The organism is Chitinophaga sp. 22620, assembly GCF_052044405.1.
Taxonomy (GTDB): domain Bacteria; phylum Bacteroidota; class Bacteroidia; order Chitinophagales; family Chitinophagaceae; genus Chitinophaga.
This window is the reverse complement of sequence record NZ_JBQEMV010000001.1, coordinates 885091-903271: the sequence shown is the minus strand read 5'-3', so window position 1 is coordinate 903271 and position 18181 is coordinate 885091. Positions and strand designations below refer to the sequence as shown.

Here is an 18181-nt window from a genome sequence, read left to right as displayed (position 1 = left end):
GTTCAAAATTTAAGCGAGCTTACAGCAGGTAGAAGCAGGTGAATACGAATACCCAAACCAGGTCTACAAAGTGCCAGTAAAGCCCTACTTTCTCCACCATTTCGTAGTGGCCGCGGTGTTCGTAGGTTCCTTTGATCACGTTAGCCAGTACAATAATATTCAGTACCACACCGGAGGTTACGTGCAGGCCGTGGAAGCCGGTAATGGTGAAGAAGAAGTCTGTAAAGTTAGTGGAAAGCGGCGCGGACCCGTCGGCATTCAGGAAGGGATTGCGGCCCCACCATGCGCCTACTTCGTGCAGGTGCGTCCATTCCCATGCCTGGCAGCCCAGGAACATGATACCGCCTACGATGGTCAGGCTCAGCCATTTGATCACGGACTTACGGTCCATGTAATGCCCGGCGTTTACGGCCAGTACCATGGTAACGGAGCTCATGATCAGGATGAAGGTCATCAGGCTCACGAACACCAGCGGCAGGTTGGCATGCCCCATGAACGGGAATGAGTGGAACACCACGTTCGGGTCGGGCCATGCTTCAGCCATGAAACGCTGTGTGCCGTATGCGATCAGCAATGCGCCGAACGTGAAGGCATCCGAGATCAGGAAATACCACATCATCAACTTCCCGTAGCTCACGCTAAAGGGCGAATGCCCTCCGTTCCACCATTTTTTCTTCGCTGTTACTGCGTTATCCATTGTACTAATTATGAATTTTATTGGTTCTAAACAGTATCTTATTCTTCTTTGTTCTTACCGGGCCAGGCTGAAAAATATCAGCAGGTATAACCAGAGCCCGTCTACAAAATGCCAGTATGTGGATGCCACTTCGATGGGCACCGCGCTGTATGTTCTTATCCGCGTGCGGAACGCTCTTACGAAAAGCACCATCAGCACTACCACCCCGCCCAGCACGTGCAGCACGTGCGTGCCTACGATCACGTAGATGAAGCTGGCAGACACGGTGCTGTTCAAAGGCAGGCCGTGGTTTTTCATGTCAGCGAAACCTATTACCTGGCAAACCGCAAAAGCAATGCCCAACAATGCCGTCACGGAGATCAGCTGTTTGTAGGCGCTCATGTTCCTCGCCTTAAACTGGCGCTGGGCCAGGTAAATGGTGAGGCTGCTCAGCAGTATCAGCACGGTAGACACATAGAACACCTGCGGCAGCTCGAAGCTCAGCCAGTTGGCCTGCGCCCGCTTTACCACGTATGCGCTGGTGAAACCTATGAACATCATCGTGATGCTGGCCATAGCGATCCACATGGAATACTTGTGCGGATGTATTTTGTTCTTTTGAGCGTTCATTGTCAACATTTCCTCACAGTTTAATTTTATCAAACAACAGTGCCAGTAAAATCACCGCCAGGTAAATATATGATCCGAACATCAGTTTCCTGGCAGAAGGCACATCACATTTCCGGTACAACTCTATAGCCCTGTACAGGTAAAAACCGCCTATCAGTATGGCCACCACCGCCGAAACGGCGCCGGTCATGCCCAGCAGGTAAGGCGCTACGCCGGCAGGGATCAGCAGCATGGTATACATAGCCGCCTGCAGCGCGATCATCTTGCCCGGCCCGCGGTCCGTGGGCATCAGCTTGAAGCCCGCCCTGGTATAGTCCGTATGCGCTACCCAGGCTATGGCCCAGAAGTGCGGGAACTGCCAGAGGAACTGTATGGCGAACAGCGCCCAGCCCCCTTCGGAGAAGGTGCCTGCGCCGGCCACCCAGCCGATCAATGGCGGCAAAGCTCCGGGAACGGCGCCCACCAGCACGGCCAGCGAGTTCCATTTTTTCCAGGGCGTGTACACGAAACCGTACAGCACCAGGGAAACGAGGCTTACCATCGCGCTCAGCCAGTTGAACCCGAAACCGAGGATCAGGATACCGGCCAGGCCGGTCACTGCCGAAACCACGGCGGCTTCCCCTGCGGAAAGGCGCCCTGCGGGCAGCGGCCTCGGGGCCGTACGTGCCATCAGCTTGTCCGTTTCCTTTTCCAGTATCTGGTTAATGATATTGGCGGAGCCGGAAACCAGGATGCCACCTGCAAATAATAAAAGAACTTTAACAAGGTCAAATTCCACGCCCGGTACCAGCAAATAGGCCACCACACAGGAGAAAACCACCATGAATGTGAGGGTGAACTTCATCATCATGAAATAATCCTTCACCCTGCTAGCAATGGCGTATGATACAGACAACTTTATGGAATTTTCTTGCAACATTTTATTTCTTCACTATGCTGTTCCACAATTCTCCCGCACGCAGGCTCGCCCTGCATGCGCATTAGTGCTTGGACTCATCGGGCGATACCGGCACGGTTTGCGGGATAAAGTCTTTCCCGTCCTTGCTGTAATCGTAAGCCCAGCGGTGAACTTCGGGGATCTCACCAGGCCAGTTACCGTGACCCGGGTTGATCGGCGTTGTCCATTCAAGGGTGGTAGCATCCCACGGGTTAGGCGTGGCAAGCTTACGGCCTTTGAAAATGCTATAGAAGAAGTTGAATACAAATAACAATTGTGTCGCGAATACGATGATCACCACGAAGCTGATGAACTGGTTGAGCCCGCCGAACTGGTTGAAGGACGCCCAGTTGCTGTAATCGAAGTAACGGCGGGGCATGCCTGCCATACCTTCGTAGTGCATCGGCCAGAAGATCAGGTAAGCGCCCACCAGGGTGATCCAGAAGTGGATGAAGCCCAGCGTCTGGTTCATATAGCGGCCGTACATTTTCGGGAACCAGTGGTAGATGCCGGCGAACATACCGAAGAATGCGGATACGCCCATTACGATATGGAAGTGCGCAATTACGAAGTATGTATCATGCAGGTGAATGTCTATCGCAGAGTTACCGAGCCAGATACCTGTAAGACCACCGGAGATGAAGGTGCTCACGAAGCCGATGGAGAACAGGGAAGCCGGTGTGAAGCGGATGTTGCCGCGCCAGATGGTGGTGATCCAGTTGAACACCTTGATGGCGGACGGTACCGCGATCAGCAGCGTCAATAATACGAAGAACGCTCCGAGGAAGGGGTTCAGGCCGGTCACGAACATATGGTGCGCCCATACAAGGAAGGCCAGGATCGTGATGGCGAAGATAGAACCCACCATGGCGAGGTAACCGAAGATCGGCTTGCGGGAACTTACCGCGAGTATCTCTGAAACCATACCCATCGCAGGGAGGATGATGATGTACACCTCGGGGTGACCCAGGAACCAGAACAAGTGCTGGTAGAGGATCGCGGAGCCGCCTTCGTTGGGCAGCACTTTACCCTGTACGAACAGTTCGCTCAGGTAGAAGCTGGTGCCGCCATGACGGTCGAACAGGAGGAGTACGAAACCGCTCAGCAGTACGGGGAAAGACAGCACGCCGAGCACGGCGGTGAAGAAGAACGCCCAGATGGTGAGCGGCATCTTCGTCATGCTCATGCCTTTCGTACGCATGTTGAGGATGGTGGAAATATAGTTGAGGGAACCGAGGAGCGAAGACACAACGAAGATCGCCATGCTCACGAGCCAGAGGTCCATACCGATCTTGGAACCGATAGAAGCGTCGCCCAGTGCGCTCAGGGGAGGATAGCTCGTCCAGCCGCCGGAAGCGGGGCCGGTCTGTACGAACAGGGAGCTCATCATTACTACGCTGGCCAGGAAGAAGAACCAGTAGCTGAGCATGTTCATGAAGGGGGAAGCCATGTCTCTCGCGCCTACCTGCAGGGGAATGAGGAGGTTGGAGAAAGTACCGCTCAAACCGGCGGTCAATACAAAGAACACGAGGATGGTACCGTGCATGGTAACCAGCGCGTAATACGCTTCGGCAGTGATCCTGCCGCCTTCAGCCCAGTGACCCAGGATGCTTTCCAGCCAGGGAAAAGTAGCGTCCGGGTAACCCAGTTGCAAACGGAACAATACAGAGAAGAATGCACCAATGATGGCCCAGATGATACCGGTAATGAGGAATTGCTTCGCAATCATCTTATGGTCCATGCTGAACACATACTTCGATATGAAGGTTTCGTGGTGATGGTCATGTCCATCATGGCCATTACCATGCCCATGCTCCACATGGCCGTGATGCGCTAAATCCTGATTGTGCAATGTTGCTTCGTTACTCATAATAAGTTCTGTTTATGATCAGCCGTCAAACGGGGCAGGCTCTCCGGCTTTTTCTTAAATTTTTTACGCTCCTAAAATCTCTTCAGCTTAAATGATCAGTGCTTTGCAGCGGTTCCGGCCTGTGCCACTTTTATGCTTGCAGAATCTGCAGGCGCAGCGGCGGTTGCCGTGGTGTCTTTTGCAGGCGCTCCGCCCGGTGCTTTGTTATCAGCGGGGTGTGCCTGTGCATACTGCGTGGGCTGGGATGCTAACCATTTGTCATATTCTTCCTGTGTTTCCACAATGATGTTCGCTTTCATAGAGTAGTGACCGCTGCCGCACATCTGGTCGCAGGAAAGCTCATACACGAAATCCGGGTTGCCGGTACGTTTCTTCATTTCCGCGGTGGTGAATTTCGGCGTGAACCACAGGGTGGTCGGGATGCCGGGCACTGCGTCCATTTTCAGGCGGAAGTGGGGCAAACCTACGTCATGCACCACGTCGCGGCTGCCGATGATCAGCTTCACGTTCTTGCCTACCACTACGTGCAGATCGGGGGCGATCACGTCGTCGTGGTTCAGGACATCTGTCCAGTCCTGGCCTACAGGATTGTCTTCGTTGTTTGTATTCCTGAAGTTCCTGCGGCCCAGCTGACCGTCTTTACCGGGGTAACGAACGATCCAGTTGAACTGTTTGCCGGTCACTTCCACGATCATCGCGTCTTTCGGCGCTTCAGAAGTGATGCGGAGCCAGTGGCGGATACCGAAGGCAACCAGTACGGTGAGCACGATAGCGGGGATCACCGTCCAGATCACTTCGAGCTTATTGTTGTGCGGGAAATAAAAGGCGGTTGTGCCTTCTTTTTCCTGGTATTTGAAAGCGAACCAGAACAACAGAATCTGGGTGATCACGAAAACGATCATCGTAATGATGAAGGTAACCCGGATAAGCTGGTCGATACCATCGCCCTGTACGGAGGCGGATTCGCCGAGCATCCTGCCTTCCAGCAGGTCGTGGCACCACCATACGCCGATCAATCCCAATACCAGGAATACGATCATCAGGAAACCGTTGATACGGTTGGATTGCTCCCGCGATTTCTTTTCACCTTTCAGAATGGACACATATTCGCTTGCCTTCGCGATCTGGAAGATCACGACGAATATGAGAACAACTACAAAAACTGCTAAATATCCTGACATTGCTAATGAATAATAATTAAGTTATCTAATGCTAAACGTTGTTTCTTGCCCTATGCCACGCATCAGGTGTGGTGGATAATGCTTTCTTTCAGGTAAGGATGATTCTTCGGCGTGAGCGGCGCTTTTGCCAGCTGGTTGGCCGTCAGGTAAATTACCAGTCCCACAAAACCCAAACCAATACCCAGTTCGTACCAGGGGAAGTAAAGGTGTTTCACGGTGCCGGGTGCTACCATCTGGAAGAAATCCAGCCAGTGGCCGAAGATGATCAGTCCTGCCATGAATGCAACGAGTGTATAGTTACGCTTGGAAGCGCGTTTCATCAGTATTAACAGCGGTGCGATGAAGTTGATCACCAGGTTCAGGAAGAACACCGGGCGGAACTCGCCCCAAACGCGCGGCTGGAAGTAAACAGTTTCTTCGGGCATGTTGGCGTACCAGATCAGCATGTACTGGCTGAACCAGAGGTATGTCCAGAAGATGCTGAACGCGAACATGAACTTGCCGAGGTCGTGCAGGTGCTCGTCGTTCACAAAGGGAAGGTAACCTTTGCTTTTCAGGTAAACCACGAACAGCGCAATGAGGCTCAGGCCGGATACCCAGGTGCTGGCGAAGGTGTACCAGCTGTACATGGTGCTGAACCAGTGTGCGTCTATGCTCATCAGCCAGATCCAGGGGGTGGTGGAGCCCATGCTCAGTGCATATACAACAGCGAAAACGCCGCACCAAACGGTACCTTTCCAGATCAGGCTTTTACGGCCTTCCGCGTCCAGCTGCATTTTGTCTTCAGCGAGAGACATGCTGCGGAGCTTCACCGTCAGCCAGCTCCACAGTCCTACCGTGATCACGGAGGCAATGGAAACGAAACCGGCGTTCAGGAAAGGCGATTTGAATTCCAGGATGCGGTCGCCATGCGGGTGCAGCCAGTGGTAGATGTGGCCTTTGTTCCCGAAGATCAGGAACGCGAGCACTACCAGCACAATGCCGCTCAGCACGGGCACTGCCATGGAGATTGCCTCAGGCACCCTGCGGAAAGCGATCTGCCAGCCGCCGTGCGCCAGCGTCGTCACCGCGATGAAAAAGGTGCTGGCCAGCACCACCATCAGGAAGAACGTACTGTTTTGCAGTAATCCTGCCCAGAAGCGGGTTGAACCGTGCTCATCCGAGAATGCAAATAATCCGATCAATAAAGTCAGCAAGCCAATACCCAAAAGCACGAAGCTGGTCGTTTTTAATCTTGCTGGTACTACAAATTGGTCCTTCATTACTGTTGTATATTAAAATACTAAGTTCGAAATGCGTTTTAAACAAATTAGTGCGCTGCCGCTACAGCCGGCGCAGGTGTTGCCGCGGTGGCTGCTGAATCGGCAGCGGGTGCGGCGGGTGCAGTTTCGGGGGCTTTGCCGCCGTTCTGCATGCTCTTGATATATCCAACCACTTTCCAGCGCTGCTCAATGTCCAGCTGGCTGGCGTAGCTGCCCATCACGTTGTACCCGTAGGTGATAACGTGGAAGATGCGGCCCTCGGTATAACCCAGCACCTTGCCCGCGAGCATGGATGCCGGCGCAGCAGGGTACGGACCGTCGCCGCCTTTGTAGAGGGGACCGTTACCATCCAGCTTCTGCCCATGGCAAACGCCGCAATATATATCGTAATATTTTTTCCCTTCTTTCAGTGCGGCGGCATCCAACACGAGGGGATTTTTCACCCCGTTAGCCTGCGCAGTATCTTCCGCTTTCAGGTGATAAGGCAGCATCGCTCCCCTCTTCACCGTACCTTCCACGGGTTTCAGGCTCGCCAGGCGGGGATTGTAAAACTCGTATGCACGGGATTCGTACATGTCAGGTACATAGATTTTACCGGGCTTTCTGTGGTGCGCACCCTTGTTTCCGCAGGAAGCCAGAAAGGCTCCGCCAGCCAAAGCCGCTACAATCAGTATGTTGGAAGTCCTTTTCATCCGTAGTCGAATTATTTTCGTTGTTTATCAACTGTAGAAGTCTAAATGGCTTCTTGTTGACGTCTCTTTTGATCTTTCTTTAATTACGCATTTACCGCCGGGGCAGGTTTGATAAACAGTTTGTCTTCCCTGTCAAAGCGGCCCAGCCACCATCCGGCTTCAACGGTCTGTTCGTTGATCTCTTTCGCTCCCACGCTGTCCAGGAATGCTTTCACATCCGTGGCAGGCGTTTTATCGGTAAGCTCGATCGCCATTACAAACAGGTCGTCCGTCTGTCGCGGGTGGAAGATATGCTTCTTCACGAAAGGCGCCATCTGGCAGAGATACATAAAGGTCATCACCATGCCCACCGCCGCAAACAGCACGGTCAGCTCGAAAGTGATGGGAATGAACGCCGGTAAGGGGAAATGCGGTTTACCGCCGATGTTCATCGGCCAATCTGTTGTAAATACCCAGCTCATAAAAGACAATGCGGTAGTGGTACCGGTAATGCCGTATATGAACCCCGCGGTGTGCAGGCTGGTCTCTCTCAGGCCCAGCGCATGGTCCAGCCCATGCACGGGAAAAGGCGTATACACGTCGTGGATCTTGTAGCCGGCAGCGCGTACTTTCTTAACCGCCGGGAACAATACCGCCTCGTCATCAAAACTGCCTACAACAAATTTTTTAACAGCCATATGGATTATTATTCTGTAATTCTGTTAATCTAAATTCAATTCTTAGTGGTGCGTCTGGTCGTGCGCAAATTTTTCTGCATCCTGGTCTTCGTATACCACCATTTTCTCCTTAAAGTTCTGTCCGGATGTTTTCAGGATGGATTTGATCTCCGCTACTGCAATAACCGGGAAGTATTTGGCGAACAGGAAATAACAGGTGAAGAACAGGCCGAAAGTACCGAGGTAAAAACCAACCTCGGGCCAGGAGGGGCGGTAGTAGCTCCAGCTGGAAGGCAGGTAGTCGCGGTACAGCGATGTACAGATGATCACGAAACGTTCGAACCACATACCGATGTTCACGATGATGGACATGATGAACGTCACCATGATGTTCCTTCTCATTTTACGGAACCAGAACACCTGCGGGCTGATCACGTTGCAGGTCATCATGATCCAGTAGCTCCAGCCCAGGGGACCTGCGGCGCGGAACTTGTAGAAGGTGTCGAATTCATATTGAACGCCGGAGTACCATGCCATGAACAGCTCGGTGAGGTAAGCCACCCCTACGATGGAACCGGTGAGTACAATTACTTTGTTCATCGCCTCGATGTGGCCGAGGGTGATGTAATCTTCCAGGCCCAGGATCTTACGGGTGATGATCAGCAGGGTTTGCACCATGGCGAAACCGGAGAAGATCGCACCTGCTACGAAGTACGGGGGGAAGATGGTGGTGTGCCAGCCGGGAATTACGGAAGTGGCAAAGTCGAAAGATACGATGGTGTGTACGGAAAGTACGAGGGGGGTGGAAAGACCCGCCAGCACCAGCGAGAGTGACTCATGGCGCTGCCAGTGCTTGGTGGAACCGGTCCAGCCGAAGGAGGCAACTCCATACAGGTATTTACGCAGTTTGGTTTTGGCCCTGTCGCGCACGGTAGCGAAGTCAGGCAGCAGGCCTGAGTACCAGAACAGCAGGGAAACCGTAAAGTAAGTAGAGATCGCGAACACGTCCCACAGCAGCGGGGAGTTGAAGTTCACCCACAGCGGGCCGCGGGTGTTGGGGTAAGGCATTACAAAGAAGGCCATCCATACACGGCCCATGTGCCAGATCGGAAACTGGCCCGCGCACATTACCGCGAAGATGGTCATCGCTTCAGCCGCGCGGTTCACCCCTGTACGCCAGCCCTGGCGGAACAGCAGGAGGATGGCGGAAATCAGCGTACCGGCGTGACCGATACCTACCCACCATACGAAGTTGGTGATGTCCCAGCCCCAGCCGATAGTTTTGTTCAGGTTCCACACCCCTGTACCCCAGTATACTTCCCAGGTTACGGAGAAAGCGCCGAACAGCAGCAGCAGGACAGAGATAGATAACCCAATGTACCACAGCTTTCCGGGCTTGGCCTCAATGGGACTAATGATATCTTCCGTTACCTGGTGATAATCCTTAACCCCGTCTATTAAAGGTTCTCTCAGTGTGGATTCGTACTTCAAATGCATAGTATTTTGAGCTTTGCTCATCCCGGTTTAGCCGAGACTACGTTGTTTCAAAACTTAAAACTGTTTCTTTACTTGTTCTAATTCTAGTGGTGCGCTTCCTCTTTTTTGTGCTCGGCGCCGTGCGCTGCTGCTACCGGGGCTGCATCCTTGTTACGGATCTTCGCCAGGTAGTTGATGGAAGGCAGCACGTGTGTTTCTTCCAGCACATAATAGAGGCGGTCTGCCTGCTCTTCGTTACGAACCTTGTAAATACGGCTTTCTTTATCGTTGATGTTACCGAACACGATCGCATCGGTAGCGCAAGCCTGCTGGCAAGCGGTACGGGCTTCGCCGTCTTTCATCGGGCGGCCTGCTTTTTTCGCGGTCAGTTTTGCATCCTGGAGGCGCTGTACGCAGAAAGAACATTTTTCCATCGTACCGCGGCTGCGTACCACCACATCAGGGTTCAGCACCATGCGGGTGAGCGCATCGTTCATATCGGCCGTGTCGTGCAGGTTGCCTTCAAAGCTGTCCGCACCGTTCCAGTCCCTCCAGTTGAAGCGGCGAACTTTATACGGGCAGTTGTTTGCGCAATAGCGGGTACCGATACAACGGTTATAAGCCATCTGGTTAATACCTTCGGAAGAGTGGTTGGTAGCAGCTACCGGGCAAACGTTCTCACAGGGAGCATTGTCGCAGTGCTGGCACAGCATCGGCTGGAATACCACCTCAGGGTTGTTCTCGTCGCCGGCAAAGTAGCGGTCGATGCGCAGCCAGTGCATTTCGTGCGCTTTGATCACCTGCTCCTTACCTACCACTGATACGTTATTTTCAGCTGTACAAGCCACCACGCAGGCGCCGCAACCGAAACAGGTGTTCAGGTCGATGCTCATGCCCCATTTGATGCCGGGATACTGGTGCTCGTGGTACAAGGTACCATCGGCGGCGAAATTTTCGCCATACTGGGCCAGGTGCTCACGGTCGTGGTTCACTTCTTTCGGGTTCTTGATGAACTCTTCCAGCGTGGTTTCTTTGATGATCGGGCGGCCCTCATAGCTGTTATGCGTCTGGGTCAGGCCGATCTCGTATGTTGCGCCTGTTGCCTCAACTTTGGCTTCAGGTACAAAGTAATCGAAAGTGGTGCCGTTGAAGGAAACGAAAGGATAAGCGTTCTTACCTACTTCACCGGCAGCTTTGCCGATGTATTCCTTCTTGCCGCGGCCGTAACCTACTGCTATAGCGATCGTGTTGGGATGAATACCCGGCACGATCAGCAGGGGCAGCTCAACGGTCTTGCCTTTGGCGGTGATCTTCAGTACCTTCTTCTCGGCGTTGATCTCGTAATCGTCGCCCAGTTCGGTCTTGAAGGTTTTGGCTACTGAATTGGCCACACAGGCGTAGTTGTCCCATGTGGAGCGCGTGATAGGATCGGGCATTTCCTGCAGCCAGGGGTTGTTTGCTTCTTTACCGTTACCGATCGCTACTTTTTCGTACAGCGCCAGTTCGAAACCGCTTGTTTTGGGAGCGGAGATCCTGGCAGCGGCAGTAGCAACGTCGCCGGTGAAGGCAGTGCCGGCCAGCGCAGCGCCAGCGGCGGGTTCGATCACGCCGTCCTGCAGGGTTTTGTCCCATGCTTCCTGGGATCCCAGTTTCGCGATCCATTCTCCTTTCAGGTAATCTTCCCAGGCGGTGGTGTTGCCGCTCCAGTTGAGGAGTGAAGACTGGAAAGCGCGGGTCTTGAACAGCGGCGCGATAGTGGGTTGCACGAACGCGAAGTAGCCGCTGCGGCCTTCTGCATCACCCCAGCTTTCGAGGTAGTGATGGTCGGGCACGATGTATCTGCAAAGCTCGGTGGTTTCGTCGTAACGGTCGTTGAAAGACACTGTCACGCCTACTTTCTTGATACCTGCCTTGAATTTCTCAGCATCGAAATAATCGTAAGCGGGGTTAACGCCGTAAACGAGGAGCGCGCCTACGCTGCCTGCGTTCATGTCGTTCACCAGCTGTACCATATCCGCGTCAATACCCTGGCGGTAGTTGCTGGTCACTGCCCAGTCGATGGTAGTGCCGTTGGAACCTGCGAGGTTGTTGATCGCGTTTACGAGGATCTGTACGTTCTGGTCGTTGCTGCCGGAAACCACCAGTGTTTTACCGGGGTTTGCCTGGATGGCTTTCGCCGCTTTGGCGATACCTTCTTTCAGGCGCGCGTCAGCAATGTTCGGAGCGGAAACGCCGCCGCCCAGGGCCGCCAGTAAAGCCTGCGCTACTACGCCTGCTTCGGAAGGGCGGTGGGTGAACCTTTCGTCAGCATTGGCGCCGGTGAGGCTCATGATGCTTTCGAAATGGAAATGTTTGCTCATTTCCGGGTTCTTCGCGTTGATCTTACGGGTTGCACCGTATTGGCGGGAATATTCTGAAGGGTTCAGCCAGGTACCGAGGAAGTCGGCGCCAAGGCTTACCACTACTTTCGCATTTTCAAAATGGTAGGTAGGCAGCGCTCTTTTACCATAAGATGCTTCGTTTGCCAGCAGCATGCCGGAGTAAGAAACCGCATCGTAAGTAACATGACGGCTTCCGGGATATTTGGCCAGGAATTCGCCGATCAGTTTTTTGGTAGTGGGGCTGAGGATCGTGGAAGAAAGCAGCACAACAGGCTTGCCGGCAATCGCTGCGGCTACCTGTTTGTCCAGTTCCGCATAGGTCAATTCCTTAATGCGGTCTTCCAGCTTTGTTTTATCAGGACCATTATTGATACCGGGATAACGGAGACGGGCAACGTCATACAGCGCCAGTACGGAAGCCTGCACGCGTGCAGTAGTGGAACCTCCGGTGATGGATGACATTTCATTTCCCTCTACTTTGATGGGGCGGCCCTCACGGGTCTTTACCACCAGGGGAACGTACTCACCGTCTACAGTATAGGCAGAAGCATAATAGTTGGGAACGCCGGGCGTAATGTCCTGCGGTTTGTTCACGTAAGGGATGGCCTTCTTTACAGGGATGTCACAGCTGGCTGCAATGGTAGCGGCCGCGGTGGTGAAACCCAGGTATTTCAGGAAATCCCGGCGGGGGGTGGTTGCTCCCAGGAAAGTATCACTCTCTTCAAACGGCAGGTCTTCCCTGAATTCGTTCTTCACTACTTCCTGATGCGCAGCGGTATTGTGCAACTCCTCCAAGCCTTTCCAATACTTTTTTTGCTCCATGTGATTATATCGAGTTACGATTTGAAAAATTAGTCTCTTCCTTATTAGATATAGATATTAATAGTGGCATTTCTGACATTCTGTACCACCCACCATTTCAACGGTTACACTGTCAACCTTGCCATTCTTCATGTCGTTGTGTAATTTTTCGAAAATGCTGTAGTAGTTGTTGTCTGCAAACTGCACTTTAGTCGTCCTGTGGCAGTTTACGCACCATCCCATGCTCAGGTCAGCGAACTGCTTCACTTCATCCATGTTCTGGATTTCGCCGTGGCAGGTCTGGCACTGTACTTTGCCCGCGTTTACGTGCTGGGAGTGGTTGAAGTATACGTGATCGGGCAGGCTGTGGATCTTGGTCCATTCGATCGGGGTGGCGGGCTTGGTGTAGCGTTGCGCTTCCTTGTCCCAGCCGATGTGATCGTATAATTTCTGGATCTCAGCGGTACCGTTCACTTTTTTACCTTCCGCGGTGAACAGGTCCGGCCCGGTGTATTCCGTAATGGCCTTGTGACAGTTCATACAAACGTTCTCGGAAGGGATCATGGCATGTTTGCTCTTCTCTGCGGAAGAGTGGCAGTACAGACAGTTGATCTGGTTGATGCCCGCATGCACTTTATGGGAGTAGAAGATGGGTTGCTCAGGCATATAGTCCTGCTGGCGGCCCAGGCCGATAGCGCCCTGGATGGTGAAGTAACCGCCCACTACGAAGAGGAGAACGATGCAGAGCGCGATGTAAGCTTTGTTCTTATAGAAAGGAACCGGCTCCAGTTGCTCGTGGCCTTCTTTTTCAGCAGCCAGCTTGTTCAGGTTGCTGTTGATCTGCATCAGGATGATGGCAACGATAGCGAGAATAAGGGTGATAATGCCGAAAAGAAGGCTGTTGCCACCTTCTTCTTTACCATCCGCACCGGCCGTTGCACCGGCAGCACCCTTGTCGCCACCCACAGGCTTCGCGCCTTCAGCGCTGATATAAGCCAGGATGTCATCAATATTAGCATCCGTGAGCGCAGGGAAAGCGGTCATCGGCAGCTTGTTATACTGATTAAAGAGATCATTGGCGTACTTGTCGCCGGTCTTCAGAACCGCTGCAGAGTTGCGGATCCAGGAGTGGAGCAGCTTCTTATCAGCCCACCGGTCTTCCACCCCCACAAGGGCAGGACCGGTCAATTTTTTGTGCACATTGTGACAAGAGGCACAATTCTGCTGAAATAGCGCCTTACCAGCAGCAGGATCTGCAGCCCGGGCAACGGAAAAAGAACTAACCAGTCCCGCGCATAGGATAAGAACACTCACAAATTGCTTACGCAAACGAATGGAAACACGACGATACACAGCCTATTTAGTTTAGATTTGACCTAAGGTTTCTTAAAAGTGCCAGCAAAAATAAGACAGAATGTTGACAATTTACCAACAAAGAAAAAAAATTTGTCCTTGTTTTCGAAGCACATTTTATCTATCATCCGCGAGACGTTAATCGGCGGAAATGCTTTACCGTAGCTGATTGTAACTAGATGCCGGAGGTATGCCTCCCGCACCTCATTATAAATTCCTGATAAAAATCATATTTCCTCTATGAAGGGATAGGACGCAGTTCAATGATACTATTTTGGCATGAGGAAAAAACGGCCGGGCGATTATCAAGTTCCTGACTGGTGAATGATAGCCATGCTTTGCGAAAGCTAACAATCCTTAACAAGATAGAATAATAAAGGTTGAGTTCACCTGATTTTAGTCATTCACACAGGATGATAATCATCAACTTGCACACAAATAGGATAGCCCGTTCCCTAAATTTATGAAAAAAGAGCTGATCCATAAAGTCTTATTCTGCCTTATTTTTGCAGCTCATTCAAACAGACCAGCTTGAAAAACATCGCCATCTTTGCTTCCGGGGCAGGCACCAACGCCCAAAAGATCATCAACCATTTCAAAGGCTCTTCCCTGGCGCGGGTTTCACTGATCGTGTCCAACAAAGCGGAAGCCGGCATCTTTAAAATAGCAGAAAGAGAACAGATACCCGCAGTGCTGATAGACAAGGAACAGTTCTTCCGGGGCGATAACTACGTAAAGCTGTTGCAGGAAAGTAATATTGACCTGGTCGTACTGGCCGGTTTCCTTTGGAAAGTGCCTGCCAATATCGTACAGGCATTCCCCGGCCGCATCATCAACATCCACCCCGCCCTGCTGCCTAAGTACGGCGGCAAAGGCATGTACGGCCACTTCGTGCACGAAGCAGTGCTCGCCGCAGGCGATACCGAAAGCGGCATCACTATTCACTATGTGAACGAACAATACGACGACGGCGGGGTCATCATCCAGGAACGCTGCGCCGTTTCGCCGGACGATACGCCCGAAACCCTCGCAAAGAAAGTACAGGCACTGGAACACCACTGGTTTCCCCTGATTGTGGAACGATTATTGTCATAGTTGTACCGGCTGTTAAAGGTAAAACTGTCCGCCTTTTTAGCCTCAACCTACCGCTGTATGAAAAGAACATTACCCTTTTTTTTCCTGTTTGTGTCAGCAGGCCTTACCGCAGCCGCCCAGCAAAACGATGCTCCCTTCATTAAAGGAACCTACCTTAAAGTAAACCCGACCACCATTATTAATGAGCTGGATATTTACCTTGAGCAGGACCTCTCCGAGAAACTGAGCCTCGAACTGGGCATCAGCGGTATTTATACAGACTACCCGGACTACGTTTTCTTCAAACGGATAGACATCGGGCAACGGAAACCCGGCATCAGTACGGAACAATTCGTGGAAGGCCGCGGCCTCGGGTTCAGGGCCGGCCTCAAATGGTACCTCTTCCGCCGTCAGTCCGCCTCCAACGCACAAGGCACTTATTTTCAACCCGTACTGTTCTATAAAAGGGTCTTTTACCCTGACGCGGATGTGAACTTCGAGAACACCGTGTATGTGAACAGCGCCGATAAACATGTATACGGCATCCAGTTCCTGCTCGGCCGCCAGATCAAGCGCAACAAGTACATCCTGGACCCGTACCTCGGCATAGGCATCCGCGGGAAACAATACAAGTACACGAACCATACAATAAACGGCACCTCCATCACGGCCGAACACAACGACCTCTGGAACATCCTTCCCAGCGTTCATTTAGGCATAAAAATAGGCCTGAGCCTTTAATAGCCGTTTTACACAAATTAAATAACCGGCTGCTATTCAAACTGATAGCACAAAGCCTGCGATCATAACTAAAATGCAGCGTCCATTATAATATGGCGCTGCATTTTTTGTACCGGATATCTGGCTTCAGATCATTGACGGGTAAACCTGAGCCCAAGGAAACCCCTGATGCCCTGGTTCGGGGCAAAAACATAGGTCGGGTCGAAGAGAAGGTTGTAAGGGTCCACCGATCCGTCCGCATTGTAACCCGTCCTTTTATCGAAGGGGTCATGCGCATGGGCGATGGAATTTTTCGGCGGCAGGAAATTCAGCAGGTTCTTCACCCCGCCATACAGTTCCCACTCTTTGCCCAGCTTTTTCGTGAGCTGTATATTCTGGATGCTCCACACTGGCGATTCGCCCGGCCTGGGATCTTTCGGTTGCAGCGGCAGCAGCATGGGACCGTAAATGTTGCCGGTATAATCCACCGTGAGCCCCAGCCGGCTGAAGGCGTAGGAAACGGACCAGGTGCCGGAGAAACGCTCCGTCAACATCTGCCGGGTTTTCACCCCGCCTTCTTCCTGGTACACGTCCATCAGGGTGGCGCCGGCCATCACCTTCAGCGGGAAGGCGAACATCACATCCGCGTTCAGGCTGATGCCCTTGGAAATGGAATGGCCCCGGAGATTATCATATAATATGGTGTCCTGCTTCGAGTAGTCGGGCATGATGCGGTTGGTGAAATAAGTGTAGAAGGCCGTGGCATCCAGGTTGAGGAAAGCGTTGTTGAACGGGATCTTTTTCGTGTAGTTCAGGTTCGCGTTCCAGCTGCGCTCCGGCTTCAGCTCCGATTGTATCACCACGGTGCGGGCCCCGCTCAGGGCCGCATGATCTTCCGTGAAGAGGGACACCACCCTGTAACCCGTACCCGCATTCAGCCGCAGCACGTTACGATAGTTCGGCGCCCACTTGTAAGCCAGGCGGGGCGTAAAAATGTTGCCGTGCAGGGAGTTGTAGTCGTAACGCGCCCCCAGCAGCAGGTTGTGCCCGGTAGCCAGCTTGATCTCATCCTGCACAAAAACGCCGGGCAGGAAAGTCCTGTCCGCTTTGTTCTCGCCTTTTTCTGCCGTAGCCACGGTATTGTCGTCATAAAATGTATACCTGAAAGGCACGCCGGCCAGCAGGTTATGTTTCCCGACCTGCTTGTCCCAGGTGAGCTGCGCAAATGCAATGGTCTGTTTGGCCAGGAATACCGTTGTGCCATACACGGAGTTCTGGTCGTGGTAGTTAAACGAGGTCTGGAACATGATATGCTCCTTCGTGGGCAGCTGGTATTGGCCTAAAACCTCCACGCGGCTGGTGAAGATGCTTTCTCCGTACACGCTGTCCGTTCCACGCCACGATTTGTTCCATTGGGTTTGCCCGCCCCAGCGGTCTTCATAGAAGTATCTTGCCGCGATAGATGCCACCCTGTCGTGCTTACGGGTAAAGTTCCATTTATTGAATACGGACACGCGGTGCTGGAGGGTCACGTCCGTAAAGCCGTCGCCATTGTTATCGATCGGGTCCTGGTAGTTGAAATAATTCACGCCCAGTAACGATTGCGCCCTGTCGCCCGCGTTGAAGCGCCAGCCGAGGTCTGCGCTGTATTCCCGCCAGCTGGTGGCCATCACGTCTGCGGTGAATTTCGGGGCGGTGGCGGGCGATTTGGTAATGATGTTGATGAGGCCGGCCACCGCTTCGGAGCCGTAAAGCGTGGAAGCCGGCCCTTTTACGATCTCCACCCTGTCTACCAGGCTGTTCGGTATCCCGGAAAGACCGTACACGGTTGAAAGCGCGCTGACGATCGGCATCCCGTCTATCATCACCATAGTATAAGGGCCTTCCAGGCCGTTGATGTGAATGTCTCCCGTGTTGCACACATTACAGTTCAGCTGCGGCCTTACGCCGTTCACGTTCTGCAATGCGTCGAAAATGCTCGGGGTGGGATTCCTTTTGAAGAACACCGGGGAATATACTTCCACCGGCACCGGGCTCTCCATTTTGGTCACGGGGCGTAAAGTGCCGCTTACCACCACTTCGTTGAGGTTGGAGGAAGTGGGCTGTAAAATTATGTTGAAAGTGGTGATGCCGGCGGGTTTCACTGTTACCGTCTGCACGGAGGTGACGTATCCCACGGCGCTCACCTGCAAAGTTCTTTTCCCCGCGGGCACATCTTTCAGGTCGAAAGTGCCTTTTTCGTCGGTTACCACGCCGGTTTTCAGGTCTTTAAAACCAACAGTGGCAAAGGGCACCGGCTGCTGGCCGGCGGTCACTGTGCCTTTTAACCGGCCCTGTGCTTCTGCATCCAGGGCCGGTGTGAGGAACAAACATATAGTCAGGCTATGTAAAAATCTGGGGAGCATTTGAATATTTTATGAGACAAATTTAAAATCGAAAATGATACGAATCTAAATTTATTTTTAGACTAGC

14 protein-coding genes are annotated in these 18181 nt (G+C 52.7%); 2 read left to right on the top strand and 12 right to left on the bottom strand.

Annotated elements, in window-relative coordinates; genetic code table 11:
* Positions 1 to 19: 19 nt before the first annotated feature.
* From ACTJIK_RS03840 to ACTJIK_RS03790, 11 genes are all read right to left on the bottom strand, one after another.
* Positions 20 to 697: a cytochrome c oxidase subunit 3 gene (locus tag ACTJIK_RS03840; RefSeq protein ID WP_346316791.1), complete on the bottom strand. Its 678-nt coding sequence runs from the start codon at positions 695 to 697 to the stop codon at positions 20 to 22.
* Between the two features lie 54 nt (positions 698 to 751).
* Positions 752 to 1315 (bottom strand): cytochrome c oxidase subunit 3, encoded by a 564-nt coding sequence (locus tag ACTJIK_RS03835; protein WP_440644991.1) that lies wholly within the window; start codon positions 1313 to 1315, stop codon positions 752 to 754.
* 4 nt (positions 1316 to 1319) lie between these two features.
* Positions 1320 to 2201, bottom strand: coding sequence for a heme o synthase (gene cyoE / locus ACTJIK_RS03830; RefSeq protein WP_440644990.1), 882 nt, complete (start codon positions 2199 to 2201; stop codon positions 1320 to 1322).
* 85 nt (positions 2202 to 2286) lie between these two features.
* Positions 2287 to 4113 (bottom strand): cytochrome c oxidase subunit I, encoded by a 1827-nt coding sequence (locus tag ACTJIK_RS03825; RefSeq protein WP_440644989.1) that lies wholly within the window; start codon positions 4111 to 4113, stop codon positions 2287 to 2289.
* A 95-nt stretch (positions 4114 to 4208) separates the two neighbouring features.
* On the bottom strand, positions 4209 to 5294 hold the full coding sequence (locus ACTJIK_RS03820) for a cytochrome c oxidase subunit II (protein WP_440644988.1): 1086 nt from the start codon (positions 5292 to 5294) through the stop codon (positions 4209 to 4211).
* A 62-nt stretch (positions 5295 to 5356) separates the two neighbouring features.
* A complete protein-coding gene (locus ACTJIK_RS03815; protein WP_440644987.1) occupies positions 5357 to 6556 on the bottom strand; it encodes a quinol:cytochrome C oxidoreductase in 1200 nt (399 codons plus the stop codon).
* A 47-nt stretch (positions 6557 to 6603) separates the two neighbouring features.
* On the bottom strand, positions 6604 to 7131 hold the full coding sequence (locus ACTJIK_RS03810; protein ID WP_440644986.1) for a c-type cytochrome: 528 nt from the start codon (positions 7129 to 7131) through the stop codon (positions 6604 to 6606).
* A gap of 200 nt (positions 7132 to 7331) precedes the next feature.
* Positions 7332 to 7925 (bottom strand): DUF3341 domain-containing protein, encoded by a 594-nt coding sequence (locus tag ACTJIK_RS03805; protein WP_440644985.1) that lies wholly within the window; start codon positions 7923 to 7925, stop codon positions 7332 to 7334.
* 42 nt (positions 7926 to 7967) lie between these two features.
* Positions 7968 to 9401, bottom strand: a complete 1434-nt coding sequence (nrfD, locus tag ACTJIK_RS03800) for an NrfD/PsrC family molybdoenzyme membrane anchor subunit (protein WP_440644983.1) — start codon at positions 9399 to 9401, stop codon at positions 7968 to 7970.
* Between the two features lie 83 nt (positions 9402 to 9484).
* Entirely contained in the window at positions 9485 to 12583 is a 3099-nt protein-coding gene (locus ACTJIK_RS03795; protein WP_440644982.1) for a TAT-variant-translocated molybdopterin oxidoreductase, read from the bottom strand.
* Between the two features lie 57 nt (positions 12584 to 12640).
* Positions 12641 to 13876, bottom strand: coding sequence for a c-type cytochrome (locus ACTJIK_RS03790; RefSeq protein ID WP_440644981.1), 1236 nt, complete (start codon positions 13874 to 13876; stop codon positions 12641 to 12643).
* Between the two features lie 570 nt (positions 13877 to 14446).
* Here ACTJIK_RS03790 and purN point away from each other — a divergent pair.
* Positions 14447 to 15010, top strand: coding sequence for a phosphoribosylglycinamide formyltransferase (purN, locus tag ACTJIK_RS03785; RefSeq protein ID WP_440644980.1), 564 nt, complete (start codon positions 14447 to 14449; stop codon positions 15008 to 15010).
* A gap of 57 nt (positions 15011 to 15067) precedes the next feature.
* Positions 15068 to 15730 carry a hypothetical protein gene (locus tag ACTJIK_RS03780; RefSeq protein ID WP_440644979.1) on the top strand — a complete coding sequence of 221 codons (663 nt, stop codon included), beginning with the start codon at positions 15068 to 15070 and terminating at the stop codon, positions 15728 to 15730.
* A gap of 131 nt (positions 15731 to 15861) precedes the next feature.
* Here the strand turns inward: ACTJIK_RS03780 and ACTJIK_RS03775 are convergent, their stop codons facing one another.
* A complete protein-coding gene (locus tag ACTJIK_RS03775; RefSeq protein WP_440644978.1) occupies positions 15862 to 18078 on the bottom strand; it encodes a TonB-dependent receptor in 2217 nt (738 codons plus the stop codon).
* Positions 18079 to 18181 lie beyond the last annotated feature (103 nt).